Below are 20,955 nucleotides of genomic sequence, written 5' to 3'. Positions count from 1 at the left end.
CGGACAGCGCGGCGTCGGCCATCACCTGCCGGCCCGTCGCGGTCGAGCCGGTAAAGGCGACATAATCGACCTGGGGATGGGTAACGAGCGCGTGACCCGTCTCGCCGCCGGTGCCGACCAGGACAGCGAGCTGGCCGGCGGGCAGGCCGGCCTCGATCGCGAGCTGGGCGACGCGCTTCATCGAATAGGCGGTGAACTCGGACGGCTTGAGCAGGACGGCGTTGCCCGCCGCCAGCGCCGGCGCGATCTTGGTGGTCGCGAGCAGCATCGGCACGTTCCATGGCGAGATGCAGGCGACGACGCCGTATGGCTCGCGTACCCCGAGGCTCCACACGTCCGCCGCCGAGGAATATATCTCGCCTTCGATCTTGTCGATCAGCTCGCCATAATAACGAATGATCGCGACCGTCACCATGATGTCCCGGGTCGCGACTTCGGTCGCGAGGCGGGTCGACACCAGCGACTCCAGCTGGACCAGCTCGCCCGCATTGGCCTCGACCAGATCGGCCCAGCGGCGGAACACCTGCGCGCGCTGGCGAGGCGGGGCGTCGGCCCAAGTCCCGGACGCGTGCGCCTTGCGCGCCGCCCGCACGGCACGGTCGACCTGATCGCGGCTGGCACCACGCTCGTCATGCAGCGTCTTGCCGTCGGACGGGCGGATGATCGCAAAGCCGTCGCCCTCGCCCGTGACGATCCCGCCGTCGATCAGGCTGCCCGGCGTCAGCTCGACGCGATCGGGGTCGAACAGGAAGTCGTCGCCGGTATCGACGGCGACGGTCGGGTGTTCTTGGTCATTTGCCATGGTGATGAACCTCTTGCATGAGGAAAGACAACGCGCCGGACAGCGGGAGGTGGCGATGAAATTGACCCAGCTGCGCGATCTCGCCTCGATCGCCGACACCGGCGGGCTGCGCCGTGCGGCACGGCGGCTCGGCCTGTCGCAGCCGGCGCTGAGCCGCAGCATCCGCGAGCTGGAGGACGAGCTTGGCGTTAAGCTGTTCGACCGCTCGATCGGCGGCATGGCGCTGACCGAACCCGGTCGGACCTTCGCGATGCGCGGCCGCGCGGTGCAGCGCGAACTGGAACGGGCGCGCGAGGAAGTGCTGCAGCATGTCGGCATCGACACCGGCGAGGTGTCGATCGGCCTGTCCAGCGCCGCGCATGTCGCGCTGCTTCCGCGCGCGATCGTGCCGTTCCGGAAGCGGTTCCCGCGGGTCAAGCTGCACATCATCGAAAGCCTGTTCCCGGCGCTCGATGCGGGTATCCGCGACGGCTCGATCGACTTCTATGTCGGCCCGATGGCGACGCGGGCGCTCGGCAGCGCGATCAAGGTCGAGGCGTTGTTCGACAATTTCCGCGTCGTGATCGGGCGCAAGGGGCATCCGCTCGCCGCGGCACGGTCGCTGGAAGACCTGACAACGGCGGAATGGGTAATGACCTCCGCCATCGCCGGCGGCGACATCGACCTGCGTCCGTTGTTCGAGGAGCGCGGCCTGCCTGCGCCCGTTGTCGCGGTACGCACGCAGACGGCGCTGTCGACGATCACCGTCGCCGCATCGTCCGACCTCATCACCATCCTGCCGCAGCAATGGCTTGGCTTCGCGCGCGTGACCGGGCTGCTGGCACCGATCCACCTCGCCGAGAAGCTCGCCGCGCCCGAGATCTGCATCGTCAGCCGGGCGACATTGCCGCTGACGCCGGCGGCGCAGCATCTCAGCGATCTGTTTCACCGCGCGGCGATGAACGAGGCGAAGGCCTTGTCGCCACAAGGCTGACCCATGCCCATCGCGTCTAGTTCTGGAAGACTACGGTCTTCGACCCGTTGATCAGCACCCGGTCCTCAAGGTGGTAGGCGACGCCGGCGGCGAGCACGCGACGCTCGATGTCGCGGCCCTTGCGGACCAGATCGTCGGGCGTGTCCGAATGGCTGATCGGCTCGACATCCTGCGCGATGATCGGGCCCTCGTCGAGATCGCCGGTGACGTAGTGGGCGGTCGCGCCGATCATCTTCACCCCGCGCGCGTGCGCCTGGTGATAGGGCTTGGCACCCTTGAACCCGGGCAGGAAGCTGTGATGGATGTTGATGCAGCGGCCCGACAGATAGGCCGACATGTCGTCCGACAGGATCTGCATGTAGCGCGCCAGCACCACCAGGTCGGTGCCGGTCTCCTCGACGATGCGCTTCACCGCCGCTTCCTGCTCGGGCTTGGTGGCGGGGGTGACGGGCAGGTAATGGAACGGGATGTCGCCGACCATCGATTGTAGCGCCGCGCGCGGATGGTTGGAGACGATGCCGACCACGTCCATCGGCAACTCGCCGATCCGCATCCGGTAGAGCAGGTTGCCGAGGCAGTGGTCAAATTTCGACACCATCATCAGCACGCGCTGGCGATGACCGGGCGCGCGCAGTCGCCAGTCCATGCCGCGCTCCGCCGCCAGCGGCGCGAAACGGGTCCGGAACGCCTCGACCGGCGGCGGGCTGGCGGCCAGCTCGAACAGCACGCGCATGAAGAAGCGGTTGTTGCTGGTGTCGTTGAACTGCTGCGCGTCGACGATGTTGCCGCCCTGCGCGGCGATGAAGCCGGCGACGTCGGCGACCAGGCCGGGACGATCCTCGCACGACAGGCTGAGGGTGCAGACTTCCTTCATTCAAACATCCTTCGTCATCGCCGGCGCGCCGCGTCGGTCGCCGCCAGATAGTCGTTGATCCACGTCATCGTCTTGCCGACGCCGCCGAACGGATAGAAGTGCAGCCGCACATCGCCATGCGCAGGCCGCAACCCGTCGCTCAGCGCCTCGATCAATCGATCGGGACCGGCGGAGCCGAACAGCTTGCCGATCGACAGGCCGTATTTCGCCATCACGCTGGCCGACGCGCCGACCCCGCAATGCGCAGCGAAGCGCAGCAATGTCTTAATCCCCGCCGGCCCCGGCACGCCGATCCGCACCGGCGCGTCGATGCCGTGCCCGCGCAATTCGTCCAGCCAGGTGAGGAAGGGCGCGGCGTCGAACCCGAACTGGGTGACGATCAGCGTCGCCATGCCGCGCGCCGCGATCTCGGCATCCTTGTCCTTCAGCGCCTGCCAGACCGCTGTTCGATCCATCACCGCGTGACCTTCCGGATGACCGGCGATGCCGATCGTCCGGATGCCGTTACGCTCGAACAGCCCGCTCTTCAGCAGCGCCATCGTGTCCCCGAACGGGCCGGCCGGCACCGGCGGATCGCCGGCGACCAGGAACATCCGCTGCGCACCGGCCTCGCTCGCCGCGCGCGACACCATCGCCTCCAGCTCGGCCGACGACGCGATCCGGCGGGCGGAGAGATGCGGCATCGGTTCGAAGCCGAGTTCGCGGACCAGGGCGGCGGCGGCCATGCGCTGGTCGAGCGTGTCGGTGGCGAGGAAGGTGACCGACACGGCGGTGCCGGGCGCGATCCCGGGCGCGGCCTCGCGCAGCGCCGCGATGTCCTTGCCGGTGATCTCGATCGAGTATCCGTCGATCAGCCGGCCCGCGGCCGCCTCGATCACCTGACCCCTATCATATCCAACATCGCCCATATCGCGTCCTTGTCGCTGAGCCTCGCTGACGGCTCGACCGCCGCGGATCGAGCCAACATCGCCAGCAATCCGTGGCGATCAGCCGATGTGTCGTCAATACCAGCAGCAATGCTGGTAAGTCACGCCGGATCAAACCGCCTTGCCGATACCCTCGGTCTTCATCCGGCGCACCGCCTCGGCATAGGGAGCGGGGGCCACCGTCGCGCGGATCTCGAACTGGCGATGCCGCTCGACCTGCGGCTTGCGCGAGCCGCCATCGGGCTCGCCCCAGACCAGGGTGACCTCGGTGCCGACCGCCGCATGCTCGGCGTCGACGATGGCGAGCGACACCATGTTGTCCTCGTTGGCGGTGTAGCCGCAGAACCCGGCCATGCCGACCAGCGCGCCGTCGGCGTCACGCACCGCGTCTGCCTGTGGGAAGCCGTAGGATGCGACCGGATACTCGATCTTCTTGTACGGGTCAGCGCTGCCCTGCGACGCGTTGATCGCGGCGACGTCCTCCCGGTTCCACACAAGCGTCACCTTGGTGCGGTGCGGCTGGTCGACCATCTTCTCCAATGCCTCGCGGCCGACAAAGTCATGGTCGAAGCGCATCGGCCGGTTGACGCCGATATCCCATGGCGTGACGTAATAATCCTCGATGTTGGGCAGGCGCAGGCTGCCGCTGAGCTGCGCCTTCGCCGCCCACGAATTGCCGGGCAGCCACTCGCGGAACGCCTTGAGCTTGGGGTCGGTATAGCCCGCGGGCAGCGGATAGGCCCACCAGCCGCCTTCCGAAGGCGAGCTGAAATAGGCGAGCCGGCCGGCGGGGGTCAGGCCGTACTGCTCGCCCGCCTTCATCAACGCTTCACGCACCTTCGGCCCGTCGGCATAGGCCCCCGACAGCTCGACGCCCTTGTGGCCGGCCATGCCGTGGCGCAGCGCCATGACGTCGACGCCGGCAATCCTGACGCGCGCGGTGCGGAAGAACGGAATTTCGGGTGCCTCGCCCTCGACCACCGCCTTGAAGACGTGCTCGGCATTGGGGCCGTCCATGCCGAAGCGGAAGTTGGTGCGACCGTCCGGGCCGCCCGGGTTCTGCGCGGTCTGCAGGTCGCGCCGCACGGTCACGTCGTAGCCGCCGGTCTCGGCGTTGAACGCCACCCAGTCCTGCAGCTGCATCCCGCTGATCAGCTCGAAGCTGTCGTCGCCCAGATAGTGGAGGACGCTTTCGCCGATCACCTGGCCGTTGTGGTTGCAGCCGATATACTGTTTGGCGCGGCCGGGCTGGTAATTGGCGAAGCTGTTGATGCCCAGATAGGTCAGCAGCTTCAGCGCGTCCGGCCCCTTGAGGAACAGCTCCGGCATGTGGTGCGCCTGGTCGAACAGCACCGCCTTGTCGCGCCAGGCATGCTGCTCGTCGCGCCAGTTGGTGAACTCCGCCGGCACCGGCGAGGCGCTGGGCCGGTTGCGGGCGTGCGGCGACGAGGGGTTGTTGGCGAAATACTCGACCAGATCGGGGACCGACGTCACCAGTTCCTCTACCGAGCTATATTGCCGATCGTCACTCATCGCTCTCTACCTCTTGCGCTTATCTTGCATGGTAACCGCCGCTGCAGCCGGCGCTATCACGATATAGATAGGCCAACTTGGCCCGTCCGGAGGTGATGGCTTTTTTGCTCGCATGTTGCCAGAACGATCGAGTGAAGCTGTCCCAGGTCCGCCACTTCATCGCCGTCGCCGAGCGCGGCAGCCTGTTGTCGGGCGCGGCCGAGCTTGGCGTCTCGCAGCATGTGGTGACCCACAGCATCCGGCAGCTCGAGCGCGAACTCGGCACGGCATTGTTCAAGCGTGGCAAGAGGTCGATGGCCCTGACGCCGCTTGGCGAGATGTTCCTGCAGCGGGTGTCGGCAGCGCAACGCGAACTCGACCGGGCGTGTGACGAGATTGGCGGCACCGGCGGATCAACAACCGGTCTGGTTGCAATTGGCATGTCGGCGGGGCCGCTCGCGTCGATCCTGCCGGTTGCCCTGAAGGCGTTCCGGACGCGCTTTACGGATACTCGCGTCCGTATCGTCGAGGGAGACTTCGCCAAGCTGGGAAGCAGGGTGCGCGACGGCATCCTCGATTTCCATGTCGGTCCGGTGACAGCGGACCGCGCCGTCGAAGGCCTGATGCTCGACAGGCTCTACGATGAACGCCGCATCGTGGTCGGCAGGGCAGGGCACCCGCTTGCCGGTGCCACGTCGCTGGCGCAGATCGCCGACGCGCAATGGATTGCGATGTCGCGGGAGGAGGCCGACCCGCTGCACGAACCAGGCGGGCCGTCTCGTCTGGCCGTCGTCGTTGAAGCCGAAACGGCGCTGGGTGCGGTGACGGCCGTCGCCGCGTCCGATGCCTTGCTAGTCCTGCCGGCAGGCTGGGCCGTGCGGATCGAGCCGTTTGGCCTCGCCGTCCTGCCCTTGAGCGAGAAGCTCGATCCGCTGCCGATTTACATGGTCACGCGCACCGAGCTTCCCCTGACGCCGGCGGCTGCCTATCTGCACGACCTCATCGTGCAGTCATCGCGCAGCATGGCCGGACCTCCGGCCGCGAAATAGCGGTTTGGCCATCACGAACACTGGCGCTGAGAGGATAGGACATGGCGAGACTGACGGGACGTACGGTAATCGTGACGGGCGCGGCGCGCGGCATCGGCGCAGCCTATGCGACCGCGCTCGCCAAGGAGGGCGCGAAGGTCGCGGTTTGCGACATCCTCGATCCCTCCGCCACCGTGACCGCGGTCGAGGCGACTGGCGGCGAGGCGCATGGCGCGGTCTGCGACATCACCGACGCGGCAGCGGTGGCGGGGTTCGTCGAGGCAGTGCTGGCGAAGTTCGGCAGCGTCGACGGCCTCGTCAACAACGCGGCGCTGTTCGCGACGCTGCGCGCCAAGCCGGTCGAAGAGGTGTCGTCCGACGAGTTCGATCAGGTGCTGCGCGTCAACGTGCGCGGCACGTTCGAGATGATCAAGGCGGTGCTGCCCACGATGAAGCGCCAGGGCTATGGCAAGATCGTCAACATCGCCTCGGGCACGCTGTTCAAGGGCACGCCGTTCCTGGTGCCGTACGTGGCATCGAAGGGAGCGCTGCTAGGCATCACCCGGTCGGTTGCGCGCGAGGTCGGCAGCGCCGGCATCTGCGTCAACTGCGTCGCGCCAGGGCTGACGATGAGCGAGGCGATTGGCGACAATCCCGACTATTCGGGCGACCTCGCGGCGGCGACGGTCAAGTCGCGCTGCATCCCGCGCGACCAGAAGCCCGACGACCTGACCGGCATCGTTACCTTTCTGCTGTCGGCGGAGAGCGATTTCATGACCGGGCAGACGGTCGTTGTGGATGGCGGGTCGATCATGCACTAGGCGTGCTGCGATGCAGCATAGGAGCCGATCGTCATGACTGATGCCGTAAACAGGATCGCTCTGGTCACCGGGGGTAACAAGGGCATCGGCCTGGAGATCGCGCGGCGGCTGGGCGAGGCGGGATGGCGCGTCTGGCTGGGCGCTCGCGATCTGGATGCCGGCGAAACGGCTGCCGCCTCGCTCAGGCAGGGCGGGGCGGACGTGCGGGCAGTTCATATCGACCTCATCGATCCCGCCACGATCAGCGCTGCCGCTGCTGCCATCGAGGCAGAGGACGGCCGGCTCGATGTGCTGGTCAACAATGCCGGCATCAACGATCCCCGCGACGGCACGCCCGGCAAGGTGGAGATGGACGCGGTGCGCCGCATCTTCGACACCAACTTCTTCGGCACGCTGGCCGTGACCCAAGCGATGCTTCCGCTATTGCGTCAGTCGCCATCGGCGCGGATCATCAACCAGTCGAGCGACCTCGGCTCGCTGACGCGGCAAGGCGATCCCGACTGGAAGTTCGCCTTCATCAAGTCGCTCGGCTATTCCGCGTCCAAGGCCGCGCTCAACATGCTGACGGTGCAGCTCGCAGCCGAACTCAAGGAGGCGGGGATCGCGGTCAATTCGACCAACCCCGGCGCGACTGCGACCGACCTCAACGGCCATCGCGGCCACCAGACCGTCGAGGAAGGCGCGACCCCCGCCGTACAACTGGCGCTCGCCGAAGAGGCTGCGTTCAGCGGCGCGTTCGTCGGCCTCGGCAAGATCGACCCTTGGTGAGCCGGGTACAAATCCTTCTACCGTCACCCCGGACCTGATCCGGAGTCCCGCTTCTTCTCACGGACGCAAGGATAGCGGGACCCCGGATCAAGCCGGGGTGAAGAGGCAGCCTAGAACTTGATGAACCCGCTCGCCTTGTCGGGTGGCGCGACGTCCTGATTGTTCTCGAAGCAGGACTGGTCGTCCAGCAACGCCCATTTCGCGTCGGTCTTGCGCTGGGCGATGTTGGTCATCGTCACCGGCTCGGTGAACGCCTCGTCGTCATACAAAGTGATCTGGGTGTGGAGCACGTCCGGCGCGACCCGGCGGATCGTCCACTTCACATGCAGCTTGCCGCTATGCGGATCGCGATGCGAGTCGAGCGAGGTGGTCGGCATGATCGCCACCGTGTCGACGACCAGCGTGTCGCCCTCCCAATGACCGATCGAATGGCCGTTATAGCTGGGCTTCAAACCGGCCGGATGCGGGCGGCCGTCAGTCCAGATCGTGATGGGGAAGGTGCCGAACTCGAACAGGGTGACCTGGCCGGGCGTCTGCACGATCTCATGCGGATAGTTCATCGACGCGACCATGGTCGGCATCCCGAACGGCAGGCATTTGGAGCTGATGTCGCCGAGCTGGACGCCCTTCTTCGCCGCCGCGATCCGCTCGTCGTAGATCTTCTGATAGAGCGGTGTGTAGGGCAGCGGCCAGGGCGACCAATAGCTGGGCGGGCGGCCATCGGCGGACTTGCCCGAATTGGACGCGACGCCCTGGCCCGGCAGCCCAAGCGCGGTTCCCATCCACAGGCCGGAGATGTCCGGCGCGGCCGTGTCGCCATAGTAGGATACGCCGGCGGGCGGCCATTGCTGGCCGGCAGCGGAGGCCATGGTGCCGCTCGCCAGGGCGACGGCGAGCAGGCCGAACCTCTTCACGTCGATCATGCTTCCGTCTCCTTTGGTTTCGCTGCCTAGCCCAGCGTGCCCGGCGCGAACAGCTCTTCGAGCGCGAGCCGGCGCGGCGACAGGCCCTGCTCGTGCGAATAGCGCACCATCGCCTCCAGCGCCTCACGGTTAGCGGGAACGCCATAAGGCCAATAGTCCTTGCCCATCACCGCGACGGTGCGGGCGAGGTCGTCGCCCAGCCACGGCAGCATCGCCGAGACCGCGCCGACATCGTGCATCGCCTGCAGGCACCGCCGCTTCGCCTCGTCGAACGCCTTCACCAGCGCGGCTGGCAGCCAGGGATGACGGTCGACCAGCATCCGGCGAACGCCGATCACGTGCATGATCGGGAAGAGCCGGGTCCTGCGGAAATAGGCCTCCTCGGCAGCGCGGTAGTCCTCGAACAGGCGCGCCACTGCGGAGCTGCCGGGGCGGTAGCAGGAGGGCGCGCGGGCGGTGACCAGCGCGTCGAGCTCGCCCGCCGCCAGCATCGCCGACAGGGTCTGGTCGGCAGCGATCGGCGCGACCTCAACCGTGTCGCCGAAGGTCAGCCCGAACTTCTCCTGGCGGCCCGACTCGTCAAGGCCGCCGGTGCGCCAGCGGATCGACGCGGCGGCGACGCCGTATTCGTCCGACAGCATCCCGCGCGCCCACAAGGCCGCGGTCATCTGATATTCCGGCACGCCGACGGTCCGGCCGATCAGGTCGTCCGGCCGCTCGATGCCGCGGTCGGTGCGGATGTAGATCGCCGAGTGGCGGAACATGCGCGAGGGAAAGACCGGGATCGCGACATAGGCGCTGGCGATGCCGCGCGCGACCATCAGCAGGTGGCTGCTCATCGACAGCTCGGTGACGTCGAACGGCGCGTCGGCATAGGCGCGCGCGAAAATTTCCTCCGCGCGCAGCGTCAGCACGCGGGCGCGGCAGCCCTCGACCGTCACCTCGCCGCTCTGCAGGGCCTGGACGCGGTCATAGGCCTGGCAGGCGATGGTCAGGTCGAGGTCGCTCATCGCCAGCGCGTCCGCTCAGCCCTCGTCGACGACCGGATTGCTCAACACGCCGACGCCTTCGACCTCGACCTCCAGCCGGTCGCCCGCCTTCATCCACAGCGGCGGGGTGCGGCGCGAGCCGACGCCGCCCGGCGTGCCGGTGGCGATCACGTCGCCGGGCCTGAGCGCCAGCCAGCGCGAGCAATAGCTGATGCACTCGCGGATGCCGAAGATCATCTGGCTGGCGCGCGCGGACTGAACCGTCTCGCCGTTGAGCCGGGTCGCAAGGCTGGCGTCGGCGACGTCCCACTCGCTCGCCGGCACGATCCACGGCCCCATCGCGCCGCTGTGCCAGAAGTTCTTGCCGGCGGTGACCGAGTGCTTCTGATACTCACGGACGCTGCCGTCCATGAAGCAGCTATAGCCGCCGACATGGTCCATCGCGTCCTCCACCGCGATGTGGCGGCCGGCGCGGCCGATCACGACCGCGATCTCGCCCTCGAAGTCGAAGGTGACCGACGCGCGCGGCCGGACGATCGGCGCGTCGTGGCCGACCAGCGAGTCGGGCGTGCGCAGGAAGATGGTCGGGCTGCTCGACTCCTCGACCTTGATCTCGCTGAGATGGTCGCGATAGTTCATGCCGACGCAGATGATCTTGGCCGGCGGGTCGATCGGCACTGCCAGCGTCACCGACGCCAGCGGCACTGCCTCGCCGCCGGCGGGCAGCGCAGCGAGGTCGGCCGGCGACCGCTTCGACAGGGAGAAGGGCGCGTCCTCGGCCGGACCGTCGCGCCAGCCGCCGACGAGGTGGACGGTGTCGCCGTCGAGCAGCCCCTCGGCGTTCCGGCCGTCCCGCTCGATCTTGACCAGCCTCATGCCGTCACTCCCCGCCGCTGCGCTACAAATGCCTCCGGATCGATCTCGCGACCCGACGGGTTGGCCTTGAACGCGTCCGACGCCATGAACGCGACCATCGACTCCAGCGTCGGGAAGTTCTGCGCGGTGATCTCGACATTGTTGCCGTCGGGATCGCGGTAATAGAAGCTCGTCATCGGGCCATGGTCGGCGCTGCGATGCGGCCGCATCCCTTCGCCGAGCAGCCGGTCATAGGTGGCGCACAGGTCGTCGAGACTGGCGGTGGTCAGCTGCATATGGTGCAGCCCTGGCGCGCTTTTCGCCGGTTCCAGCGTGATGCCAGGCTCCTGGAAGATGCCGATCGTCTGCACATAGGGGAAGTCGAGCGACAGCCGGAAGAAGCACATCCTGAGATCGCTGGCGCGCGTCTGCCCGCCGAGGTCGAGCGGCTTGGTGCCGGCGTCGGGGCTGTGCTCGAAGAACGGCGGGACGCCCAGTACCGTCGTGTACCAGGCGATCATCGCGTCGAGCCGTCCCGTCTTCAGGATCGTCTCGCTGATCTTCAGGCTCGAACAGGGCTGCGTCGCGGCCGGGTCGCTGGCTGGCATGGCTTATCCTCTCAGCCACCAGCCTGATACGCAACTCTGCTTGCCCCGCAAGGGTGCAGGTGGCGCGCCGGCAAGACGCGCCACCGTCACATCAGCGACTTAGCTCGCCGCCATCGCCTGCAGCTTGCTGAGATCGACCGCATCGATGGCGGCCTTGAACTGCGCCGCATCGCGGGCAGTGCCCTCGACCGCCACGGTGAAGCGGCTGCCGACCACGACGGAGTAGCTGCCCGAATGATCGGCGCTGTCCCACTTCTCGGTGGTGATCCGGCCGTTGACGGTCCCGGTCTTCTCGTAACCCGTCGCCGTCTGCCTGTTCGACTGGACGTTGAAGGCGGACCCAAGCGCCGCGATCGCGCCCATCGCGCCGATGTCGCTGACTGACACCGTGATGCGGTCGGAGCCCATGGTATAGGTCCCGGTCGCGTTGCTGCCGCCGATCCCGCCTGCGCCGCCGCTGGCGCTCTCGACCTCGGTTCGCGACCAGCCGCCGATCGTGGCCGGCAACATCGCCTGCAACGTCGCGGGCGGTGTCGCGGGCTTGCCGTCCTTGGCCTGGCTCTGCATCTGGTCGGCCGCCGCGCTCATCTGCTTCGATGCGGCATCCAGCTTGCCCAGGTCGACCGACCCGACGCCGGGAACGCCGATCGTGCCGCTGGTGCTACCGACCAGGGCGGGGGCCATCATCCGCGACCCAATCGTCGTGGTGACCGCGCCGATCACGATGAACACGACGGCCGCGGCCACGATCGTCGCGACGATATAGCCGATCGCCTTGTCGGGCAGCGCCTTCATGAGCAGCGGCAGCCCGAGATAGAGCAGGTACAGGCTGTAGAGCCCCAGGATCGACAGAACCGCCAGCGCGGGGACGATCCCGAAGATGCCGGCCAGCCAGCCCGCCGTTGCGGAGAAGGCCGCGACCTTCATCGCCGCGACCGGGTTCTTGGTGCCGCCGAACGTCGGTGCGAGCGCGTCGATGATCAGCGCCAGCACCCAGGTGCCGATCAGCGCCATCGCATAGGAAAGGATTGCGGTGGTCAGCGCTCCGGTGATCGACGGGCGATAGATGATCCCGAACGCGCCATAGCCGAAGACCTGGCCGCCGATCAGGCTGGCGACCGGCCCGATCGCGGCGAGGGGCATCACCCAGCCGTTGAAAATCTGCCGCACAGTCATCGGCTCGGCGTCGATCGCGGTCCATTCGAGTTTCGGTGTCAGGATCAACCGCTTGGCGCGCTCGACCATGGTGTTGCGGCGCGGCGTTGCTGCCGGCGCAAGCGGATCTTCCGGATATTGACTTGCCATTGTCGTCCCCCTTTTGACGTCAGTGCCTTTGCCCGAATGCCTGATTTATCGCCGTTAGACTAGCGTCAGAGCGCGTGCCGCAGCCTCAAAGGCCTTCGCCGCCAACCCAGTGGGCGTTGGACAGGCGGCGTGCCAGATCCCAGCATTGGCCGCGGATATCCGGCACGGCCACGATCTCCCAGAAGGCACCGCGCGTTATCGGCCCGATCGCGAACAGCCGCTCGCTGGCGGTTCCGTCGGCAGCGACCGTCGCGGCACGGGGGTCGACATCGATGCCGAGGTGCGCGGCGTCGGGCCGGATGCATCCCCGCCCGACAAGAGCCCGCAGCAACGGTTCGTCGGTGCGGGACAGATTGCCCTGCGGCCCGGTGCCGTTGACGATCCGCTGCACGAGCGTGGTGCGCGGCGCGCTCTCCCCGCGCGGTCGCCATGTCACCGCGATCCCGTCGTCCCGCTCGACGAACGCCAGCGTCTTGCCGGCGACCACCTCCAGCCGGCCGCTGTCGCGCATCGCTGCCAGGCGCGTGGCCACATCGGGCGCGAGCCGGTGGCGGTGGACGTCCCACCATGGGCGCAGGTGGCGCAGGAACCGGCCGCGCTCGGCATCGCTCGCATTGGCCCACATCGCCTGGGAGAAGGGGCGAAGCTCGTCGACCGCGTTGCGCCAGCCGATCGCCGCCGCCCGCGTCCTGAGATCGCGCACCAGCGCGGAGGCGACGGTCGGCGGCCGCTCGTCGAGCTTGCTCCAGGCGACCGGTGGCTCGTGCTGGCGTGGCAGCAAGCCCCGGCGCGACAGTGCGACGATGCGGCCGCGAAAGCCGCGAGCATCGAGCATCAGCGCGACATCGACCATGGTCAGGCCGGTGCCGACGACCATCACAACATCGTCGTCGCTCAGGCCCTCGGCCGTGGTCGATCCCCACGGATCGGCCTTGTAACGCGCCGACGACAGCGCCCCGGCATCGAGGCCGGGCGGATCGTGCGGCGGCAGGTTGCCGACTGCGATCACCGCCGCATCGGCGGTGATCGAGCCGCCATCGGCCAATCGCAGCTCCACCGTGTCGGTCACGATCACGTCGACGACATCGCCGCTGACGACCTCCAGCCGGTCCGCGCCGTCGCGCCGTGCCGCCGTCAGCAGCTGCTCCAGATACTCGCCATAGACGGTCCGGCGCACGAAGCTGCCGGCCGGCTCGGCGACGCCGCGCGCTTCCAGCCAGCGGACGAAATGGCCGGGATCGTCCGGGAAGGCGCTCATATTGCCGGCGCGCACGTTGAGCAGGTGGCTGGGATGCGCTGCGCCATAGGCCACGCCTCGTCCCGGCCTGGCCGTCCGCTCGATCAGCACCGCGCGGGGGCCGTCGTGGCGCAGCAGGTTGATCGCCTGCAGCGTGCCGGCGAACCCCGCGCCGACGATCGCGACGTGGCGGATCATGCCCGGCCCATATCTACGCAGCCGTGCCTTGCCGTCGCCATTCCGCTTCCCTTGCTGCCGATCATTATACCGGCCGCAGCCGGCATGACACAACATGGCGATGCGACCCGGCGGTGCCTGTCATCGAACTGCCTCGCCCCTGTCGCCGATCCGTCTTCAAGCGACCCTATCGGCTCTGAGTCGATGCTGGCGAGCAGCAAGATCAGGGGGAATGACCATGCGTTTCGGGACAACGACCCTCTGGATGGCCAGTGTCGGGCTGGCGGCGCTGGTGACGATGCCGGCGGTGGCGCAGACCGCCGGTCCGGCGACCGGCCAGATATCGGCGACGGGCGACAGCCAGAATGCGACCGCGCCGATGCCCGCCGACGATCCGCAGGGCGACATCGTCGTCACCGGCACCACCACCCGGTCGGTGTCGCAGGTGTCCGGCATCGAGATCCAGAAAATCCTGCCCGGCATCGGCCCGCTGAAAGCACTGCAGACGCTGCCCGGCGTCACCTACCTGACCGCCGATCCCTGGGGCAATAACGAGCAGAACATCTCGCTGTTCATCCACGGCTTCAACGCGCAGCAGCTCGGCTACACGCTCGACGGCTTGCCGCTCGGCGACCAGCAGTACGGCAACTACAATGGCCTCAGCCCGCAGCGGGCGATCGTGTCGGAGGATGTCGGCCGGGTGACGCTGGCATCGGGCGCGGGCGACCTCGGCACGCCGTCGACCAGCAACCTGGGCGGCACCATCGACACCTTCTCCAGCGATCCAAGGCCGGTGTTCGGCGTCACCGCCGAACAGGTGGTCGGCAGCTACAACGCGCTGCGCAGCTATGTCCGCATCGACAGCGGCGACATCGGCGGCGGCACGCGCTTCTACGTCTCCGGCCTGCGCCAGTCGGCGCGCGCCTGGGACTTCAACGGCAAGCAGGGCGGCTATCAGGCCGATGCCAAGCTGGTCCGCGAGACCGCCAGCGGCAAGCTGACCGCCTACGTCGCCTATTCCGACAAGACCGAGCCCAACGAGGACGCGACGGTGGTGTCGGCGGCGCAGGTCTACCAGCCCTATGCGCGGCCGTTCCTTTACCCCAACTTCGCCACGGCGCTGCAATATTATGGCAATCAGCGGGCTTACAACGGCGCGGCCACCTATGCGGCGTCGGGGTCGAACTACAGCAACTACTACAGCGACGCGCAGCGCACCGACTATCTCGGCTATCTGAAGTACGACTGGAAGGTCACCGACAGGATCAGCTGGACCAACCAGGCCTATTACCATCATGACGACGGCGTCGGCGTGGTGGCGGGGCCGATCACCGTCGCCGGGCTACCGGGGCTGTTCTCCTGCTATTACCCGCTGGTCGCGGGCAGCGCGTGTCCGTCGCCCACCGCCACCTCCGCCGCCAGCCTGGCGCGGCTGTCGACGATCTTCGGCGGCTCGGGCCTCGCTTCGCGCACCACCGAATATCGCATCAACCGCGAGGGGCTGCTGTCGACGTTGCGCCTCGACCTCGGCAACCATCAGGTCGAGATCGGCGGCTGGTACGAGCGTCAGCGGTCCTCGGCTTATCGGCGCTGGTATGCGGTCGACGTCAACAACCCGTCGCCGCCCTATACCCGGCCCGAGAATTACGAAGCGCCGCTGATCACCCAATATGGCAGCCAGATCCGCGTCGACGAGATCCAGACGCATATCCAGGATGCGTGGAAGATCTTCCCGACGCTGACGCTGCAGGCCGGCTTCAAGAGCACCTTTCAGCGCGCGCATCAGGACGTGCCGGTGCAGCCGATCCCAGGCTCGTTCACCGGCTCGCGCGAGCTGCCGGTCGGTCAGCTCAATACCTCCAAGGGGTTCCTGCCGCAGGTCGGCGCGGTGTGGGACGTGACCGGCACCGAGCAGTTGTTCTTCAACGTCCAGAAGAACGTTCGTCAATTCCAAACCAGCGCCGCCGCCGGCCTGTCGCCGTTCGCGCTCGGCAGCCAGACGCTGTTCGATGCGTTCAAGGCCAGCACCAAGCCCGAGACGAGCGTCACCTATGAGGTCGGCGCGCGCACCCACCGCTCGCTCGACCTGGGCCCGATCACCGGGTTCGACGGGCAGGTCAGCTATTACCATGTCGACTTCAGCAACCGCCTGCTCGGCATCAGCCCGACGACGACGATCACCGCGATCGTCAGCGGTGCGACCATCCTGCAGAACGTCGGCAGCGTCACTACCAATGGCGTCGACATCGCCGGTACGCTGCGCTTCGGGCCGCATTTTTCCCTCTATGATGCGGCGTCGTACAATCGCTCTACGTTCGACAACAATTACCTGAACGGCACCGCCACGGTCGCGACCGCGGGCAAGAAGGTGCCCGGCTCGCCCAGCCTGCTCAACAAGACGGTGGCGACGCTGGACGCCGGCCCGCTCGACCTGCAGCTGGTCGGCGACTATATCGGGCGGCGCTATGCGACCTATACCAACGACCTGTCGGTGAAGGGCTATTTCACCCTGTCGGGCCGGGTCGCGGTCGACGTGCCGCTGCCCAGCGGCATCTATGCCAAGAAGGTGACGGTCAGCCTCAACGTCACCAACATCACCGGCAAGCAGGCGGCCTCGACGCTCAGCATCGGCGCCGCGACGGGGACCTATAATTTCTTCCCGGTCGCGCCGCGGCAGTATTTCGGCACGGTCAGCGTGGGTTTCTGACGATGATCGGACGGCGGGAGGTGCTGGTGGGCGGGGCAGCGACGATAGCGGCCGGCGGTGTGGGCGCGGCACCGGTGCGGGCCAAACCGCAGGTGTTCGGGCATCGCGGCGCATCGGCGCTGCGGCCCGAGCACACTCTCGCCTCCTATGCCAAGGCGGTGGCGGATGGGGCGGACTTCATCGAGCCCGACCTGGTGCCGACCAAGGACGGCGTGCTGATCGTCCGGCACGAGAACAACATCGCCGAGACCACCGACATCGCCCGCCATCCGGAGTTCGCCAGCCGCCGGACCGAGAAGACGATCGACGGGCAGAAGCAGGTCGGCTGGTTCACCGAGGACTTCACCCTTGCCGAATTGAAGACGCTGCGGGCGGTCGAGCGGCTGCCGCAGCTGCGACCCGCCAATGCGGCGATGAACGGGCGTTTCGACCTCGTCACCTGGTACGAGATGGTCGACTATGCCGCGGCGGAGTCGCTGGCGCGGGGTCGCCCGATCGGGTTGGTGCCGGAGCTGAAGCACTCCACCTATTTCGCCTCGATCGGCCTGCCGCTGGAGGAGCGTTTCCTCGCCAGCATCGCCCAGCACGACTATACCCGGCGCTGCCCGCTGGTGGTCCAGTCGTTCGAGGTCGCCAACCTGCGCGCGCTGCGCGGCAAGGTCGCCAATCCCAGGGCGCAGCTGATGCAACTGGTGGTCGGTGGCGATGACAGCCAGCGCCCCGCCGATGTGGTCGCCGCGGGCGGCAGCCTGACCTACCATGCGATGATGACGCCCGCCGGGCTGACCGAGGTCGCGCGCTACGCCGACATCCTGGCGCCCGACACGCGCACGATCGTGCCGCTCGGCCCCGACAAGCGGCTGCTCGCGCCCGCGCCGGTGACGGCCGATGCGCACCGGGCGGGCTTGCTGGTGATGCCTTGGACCTTCCGGCCGGAGAACTACTTCCTCGCCGCCAACTTCCAGGATGCGGCCGGGCCAGCGGCGCGCAATCCGACCGGCTCGGTAGCGGAGATGCGCGCCTATCTTGCCGCCGGGATCGATGGGTTCTTCACCGACGATCCGGCGCTCGGGCGCGCTGCCATCGACGGCAAGTGATCGTTGCGGCAGGCGTGCTAGGCCGCCGCTCCAGTTGATCGCCGCACGTCATCGTCGCAGATCGCCAGGAACTCGGCGGCAGGTTGCGGCCGGCCGATCAGATACCCTTGCGCGATGTCGCAGCCGATCGAGCGCAGCAGGGCGAGGCATTCCTCATCCTCGACGCCTTCCGCCACGACCTTCAGCCCCAGCTCATGAGCTAGGTCCACGGTGGAGCGGACCATCGCCGCGTCGCGCCGATCGCGGGCGGCGTGCTGCACGAAGCTACGGTCGATCTTGAGCTCCGACAGCGGCAGCTCGCGCGCATAGGTGAGGGTCGACTGGCCGGTGCCATAGTCATCCATCGACAAGGCTATGCCCAGTTGATCGAACCGGACCAGCGAGCGCACCGCAGCGGCGGGGTCGGCCAGCGTCGCCGACTCGGTGACCTCGAAGATCAGGCCGCCGACATCGATCTTCACCGCGGCGAGCAGCCGTTCCACCTCGCCGACGAAGCCGGCATCGCCCAATAGCCGCGCCGAGATGTTGACGGCGACGACGAGCGAGCGCCCGGCTGCCTGCCAGGCGGCCAGGTCGGCCAGCACCGTTTCGAGCACGAACATGGTCAGCGGTCCGACTCGATCGGTCTTCTCGGCCATCGGGATGAACAGCGACGGTGGAATAAAATCGCCCGCCGGCGTCCGCCAGCGGACCAGCGCCTCCGCGCCGGCGATGCGGCCGTCGCGGATCGCCAGCTTGGGCTGATAGGCGACGCTCAGCCGCCGCTCGGCCAGCGCCGTCTCCATCTCTCCCATCAGCGAGACGTCCTGCTCGATTCCGCCCAGGTCGGCATCGGCGATCTTCCAGCCGGCTCCGCTCTGCGCCGCCTGCTCCGCCGCTAGCAGAGCGGCGTTCAGCTGCCGCTCGACATTGCGGCTGGCCGGGCCGATGCCGAAGCTGATGGTAGCATCGACCCGCCGGCCCGCCACCTCGATCGGCTTGCGCAGCATCGGGATCAGCGGCTGGATCGACGCTGTGGCATCGTCGGCCGGAACCGCGAGTGCCAGCGCGCGATCGCCGATGCGGTAGATCGTGCTGCCGGCCATGTGCAGTTGCAGCCGCTCCGCCAGGCGCATCATCACCTGCCCGTCGCCGCCATCGGGCAGCACCGCCGCCAAGCTGTCGTAATTGCCGACCACCAGCGCCAGCAGCGCCTCGGACCCCGCCCGCGCCCCGCCATCGGCAAGGAGCGCGCGGCGGTTGGGCAGGCCGCTTTCCTCGTCGAACAGTCGTTGGCGGCGGCGATGCGCGAGCACGTCGCGCACGATCCAGCCGATGTCGGTTACGGCCAGGAGGACAAGGCTGCCTGCCAGCGGCACGACGATGCCTGCCGACTGGGCGGCGAGCACCGCCATCACCAGTCCCGCCAGCGCGATCGTGGCGCAGATGGCCATCGGCAACGGCCGGCGCACCAGCAGGATCGGCAGCGACAGCAGCAGGGCCAGGGCGATCGCCCAGTCGGCGCTTGCCTCATATGGCGTGCCGCTCATCAGCGTCTCCGCCGCGAGCGCCTGGATGACCACGCCCGGCAGGTTGCTCCAGCGCGGCGTCGCATAGCGGTCGCCCATCTCGATCGCTGTGGCACCGATCACCACCCCGCGCCCGCGGACCAGCGCCGCGTCGAAGCGGCCGTCGCGGACCGCGACGAAGCTCAGCCGCGGGATGCCGTCGGGCACGGTCGCGAAATCGATCGGGAACTGCTCGTCCGCGCGGCCGGACCGATGCGCCAGATAGGCGGAGAGCGAAGGGCGGGGGGTGTCAGCCGTGACCGTGCCGAGCGGTGCGTGTCGAACCAGGCCGTCATCGTCCGGCGCGATGCTGACCGAGGCCAGCGCGGCATGAGAGCGGAACAGCGGCAAGGGCAGGGCGTCGAGGTTGCGGCGATCGGCGGCGCGGGCCTGCTGGCCGAAGGTCGGCAGTGCCACAAGCCCGTCCGCGCGCGCTATCGCCGCCGCCATCGCCTGGTCGCCGGCCTGGTCGCCCGCCGACGAGAAATCGACGTCGAACACAATGGAGGCGGCTCCGGCGCGGTGCAGCTGGTCGACCACCGCCGCATAGTTCGATCGCGGCCACGGCCAGCTGGCGATCGATCCGGTCGAGGCGGCGTCCATCTCGACGATGACCAGCCGGCCGCTGGCGGGATGCGACAGCATCTCGAAGCGCAATGCCGCCAGCGTCCGGTCGATCGCGAACCCGACGCCACTGGCTTGAACGGCCAAGGCGGCGGCGAGCGCAACGATCGCGACGATCAGGGTCGGCAGCGCGGATCGCGGCAACGAGCCGCGGCCTGGCGAACGATGGGTCATGTGGCGACCTTGCCAGCGAACAGCTAAGACACCGTCAACCAGGGTCCGGGTTAGCGACTGTGGCCGTAATGGTTTCCGTTGTTCCCGTTATTGCCGTTGTTGCCGTTCTTGCCACTGCCCGCGTCATCGTCGTCCGAGTGCGATATCGTCAGCTTCGTGCTTGGGGTTGTCACGACGGGTGTCGTGATGACGGGAGTGGTGACTACCGGGGTCGTCACCACCGGAGTGGTTACCACGGGAGTGGTCACGACTGGCGTAGTCACCACTGGTGTGGCCACGACCGGAGCAGTCGCAATCGGCGTGGCGACGACCGGGACAGTCACGGCCGGGGTCGTCACCGCTGGAGTGGTCACGGCCGGGGTCGCCACGGTTGGAGCGGTGACTACTGGAGCCGTCGCCGCCGGAGAGGAAACGACTGGGAGCGTCACGACCGGAGCCGTCACGACCGGCGCAGCGACGACAGGCGCAGTCACGACCGGTGTCGCTATCGGGCTAGTCGCGACCGGTGCCGTCACGACAGGAGTGGTCACAGCAGGCGTGGTGACTATCGGTGTCGTTACTGCCGGAGTGGTCACGACCGGCGTAGCTATGACCGGCGTAGTCGCCACGGGGGCGGTCACTGGAGTAGCCACCACCGGGGGTGTCACGACCGGAGCGGTCACGACCGGAGCGGTCACAGCGGGAGCGGTTACGGCGGGCGTGGCTGCAATCGGCGCGGTTACCGTCGGAGTGGTTGCAACCGGTGTCGCGACGACCGGCGGTGCCACGACCGGGACAGCCACCACCGGAGCGGTCACGGCCGGGACAGCCACAACCGGAGCGGTCACGACAGCGGCAGTCGCAACTGGAGCAGTCGCAACCGGCGTTGCGGCAACTACTGGCGCCGTGGTCGCCACCGGCGTGCTTGCCACGACGGGTGCCGCTACGGCCACCGCTGCAGCCACCGGCGCGGCGGGGACGGCGGCGCTCACGGCCACGATCGGCGAGGTGGCCGCGCTGGCGGCGGGC

18 protein-coding genes are annotated in these 20,955 nt (G+C 68.0%); 7 read left to right on the top strand and 11 right to left on the bottom strand.

Annotated elements, in window-relative coordinates; all coding sequences use genetic code 11:
* Window positions 1-802, bottom strand: an 802-nt coding sequence (locus tag HUU96_RS01820) for an aldehyde dehydrogenase family protein (RefSeq protein WP_174291158.1), incomplete at its 3' end; no start/stop codon positions are given.
* A 55-nt stretch (window positions 803-857) separates the two neighbouring features.
* On the opposite strand from HUU96_RS01820, the gene HUU96_RS01815 reads away from it, so the two are divergent.
* Window positions 858-1,775, top strand: a complete 918-nt coding sequence (locus tag HUU96_RS01815) for a LysR substrate-binding domain-containing protein (RefSeq protein WP_174291157.1) — start codon at window positions 858-860, stop codon at window positions 1,773-1,775.
* Between the two features lie 16 nt (window positions 1,776-1,791).
* Here HUU96_RS01815 and purU read toward each other — a convergent pair whose 3' ends face one another.
* From purU to HUU96_RS01800, 3 genes are all read right to left on the bottom strand, one after another.
* A complete protein-coding gene (gene purU, locus HUU96_RS01810; RefSeq protein WP_174291156.1) occupies window positions 1,792-2,649 on the bottom strand; it encodes a formyltetrahydrofolate deformylase in 858 nt (285 codons plus the stop codon).
* A gap of 14 nt (window positions 2,650-2,663) precedes the next feature.
* A complete protein-coding gene (locus HUU96_RS01805; protein WP_254604882.1) occupies window positions 2,664-3,527 on the bottom strand; it encodes a methylenetetrahydrofolate reductase in 864 nt (287 codons plus the stop codon).
* A gap of 159 nt (window positions 3,528-3,686) precedes the next feature.
* Window positions 3,687-5,108 (bottom strand): aminomethyl transferase family protein, encoded by a 1,422-nt coding sequence (locus tag HUU96_RS01800; protein ID WP_174291154.1) that lies wholly within the window; start codon window positions 5,106-5,108, stop codon window positions 3,687-3,689.
* A gap of 77 nt (window positions 5,109-5,185) precedes the next feature.
* Between HUU96_RS01800 and HUU96_RS01795 the strand changes: the two genes are divergently transcribed.
* From HUU96_RS01795 to HUU96_RS01785, 3 genes are read left to right on the top strand one after another with little or no spacing between them, the layout of a single operon-like run.
* On the top strand, window positions 5,186-6,136 hold the full coding sequence (locus tag HUU96_RS01795; protein ID WP_174291153.1) for a LysR family transcriptional regulator: 951 nt from the start codon (window positions 5,186-5,188) through the stop codon (window positions 6,134-6,136).
* 41 nt (window positions 6,137-6,177) lie between these two features.
* Window positions 6,178-6,936 (top strand): SDR family NAD(P)-dependent oxidoreductase, encoded by a 759-nt coding sequence (locus HUU96_RS01790; RefSeq protein ID WP_174291152.1) that lies wholly within the window; start codon window positions 6,178-6,180, stop codon window positions 6,934-6,936.
* Window positions 6,937-6,969: 33 nt separating this feature from the next.
* Window positions 6,970-7,704 (top strand): SDR family oxidoreductase, encoded by a 735-nt coding sequence (locus HUU96_RS01785; RefSeq protein ID WP_174291151.1) that lies wholly within the window; start codon window positions 6,970-6,972, stop codon window positions 7,702-7,704.
* A gap of 110 nt (window positions 7,705-7,814) precedes the next feature.
* Here the strand turns inward: HUU96_RS01785 and HUU96_RS01780 are convergent, their stop codons facing one another.
* The 6 genes from HUU96_RS01780 to HUU96_RS01755 form a co-directional block, all read right to left on the bottom strand.
* Window positions 7,815-8,627, bottom strand: a complete 813-nt coding sequence (locus tag HUU96_RS01780) for a hypothetical protein (RefSeq protein ID WP_174291150.1) — start codon at window positions 8,625-8,627, stop codon at window positions 7,815-7,817.
* A 26-nt stretch (window positions 8,628-8,653) separates the two neighbouring features.
* Window positions 8,654-9,637 (bottom strand): ABC transporter substrate-binding protein, encoded by a 984-nt coding sequence (locus HUU96_RS01775; RefSeq protein WP_174291149.1) that lies wholly within the window; start codon window positions 9,635-9,637, stop codon window positions 8,654-8,656.
* Window positions 9,638-9,652: 15 nt separating this feature from the next.
* A complete protein-coding gene (locus HUU96_RS01770) occupies window positions 9,653-10,492 on the bottom strand; it encodes a fumarylacetoacetate hydrolase family protein (RefSeq protein WP_174291148.1) in 840 nt (279 codons plus the stop codon).
* Entirely contained in the window at window positions 10,489-11,079 is a 591-nt protein-coding gene (locus HUU96_RS01765; RefSeq protein WP_174291147.1) for a VOC family protein, read from the bottom strand. Before HUU96_RS01765 ends, HUU96_RS01770 begins: the two co-directional genes overlap by 4 nt.
* 99 nt (window positions 11,080-11,178) lie before the next feature.
* On the bottom strand, window positions 11,179-12,384 hold the full coding sequence (locus HUU96_RS01760; RefSeq protein WP_174291146.1) for a Yip1 family protein: 1,206 nt from the start codon (window positions 12,382-12,384) through the stop codon (window positions 11,179-11,181).
* An 85-nt stretch (window positions 12,385-12,469) separates the two neighbouring features.
* Entirely contained in the window at window positions 12,470-13,819 is a 1,350-nt protein-coding gene (locus tag HUU96_RS01755) for an FAD/NAD(P)-binding protein (RefSeq protein ID WP_174291145.1), read from the bottom strand.
* A gap of 244 nt (window positions 13,820-14,063) precedes the next feature.
* Between HUU96_RS01755 and HUU96_RS01750 the strand changes: the two genes are divergently transcribed.
* On the top strand, window positions 14,064-16,505 hold the full coding sequence (locus tag HUU96_RS01750) for a TonB-dependent receptor (RefSeq protein WP_254604879.1): 2,442 nt from the start codon (window positions 14,064-14,066) through the stop codon (window positions 16,503-16,505).
* A gap of 2 nt (window positions 16,506-16,507) precedes the next feature.
* The gene (locus tag HUU96_RS01745; RefSeq protein WP_174291144.1) at window positions 16,508-17,602 is read left to right on the top strand and encodes a glycerophosphodiester phosphodiesterase; all 1,095 of its coding nucleotides are present in this window, start codon (window positions 16,508-16,510) and stop codon (window positions 17,600-17,602) included.
* Window positions 17,603-17,619: 17 nt separating this feature from the next.
* Here HUU96_RS01745 and HUU96_RS01740 read toward each other — a convergent pair whose 3' ends face one another.
* Window positions 17,620-19,947, bottom strand: a complete 2,328-nt coding sequence (locus HUU96_RS01740; RefSeq protein WP_174291143.1) for a putative bifunctional diguanylate cyclase/phosphodiesterase — start codon at window positions 19,945-19,947, stop codon at window positions 17,620-17,622.
* A 96-nt stretch (window positions 19,948-20,043) separates the two neighbouring features.
* Between HUU96_RS01740 and HUU96_RS01735 the strand changes: the two genes are divergently transcribed.
* Window positions 20,044-20,955 (top strand): hypothetical protein (locus HUU96_RS01735; protein WP_174291142.1); only part of this gene is annotated, 912 nt, incomplete at its 3' end.

Source organism: Sphingomonas bacterium (assembly GCF_903644135.1).
In the GTDB taxonomy this organism is placed as follows: Bacteria; Pseudomonadota; Alphaproteobacteria; order Sphingomonadales; family Sphingomonadaceae; genus Sphingomonas.
Note: the sequence above shows the minus strand (reverse complement) of the source record. Positions and strands in the feature narration are given on the sequence as shown.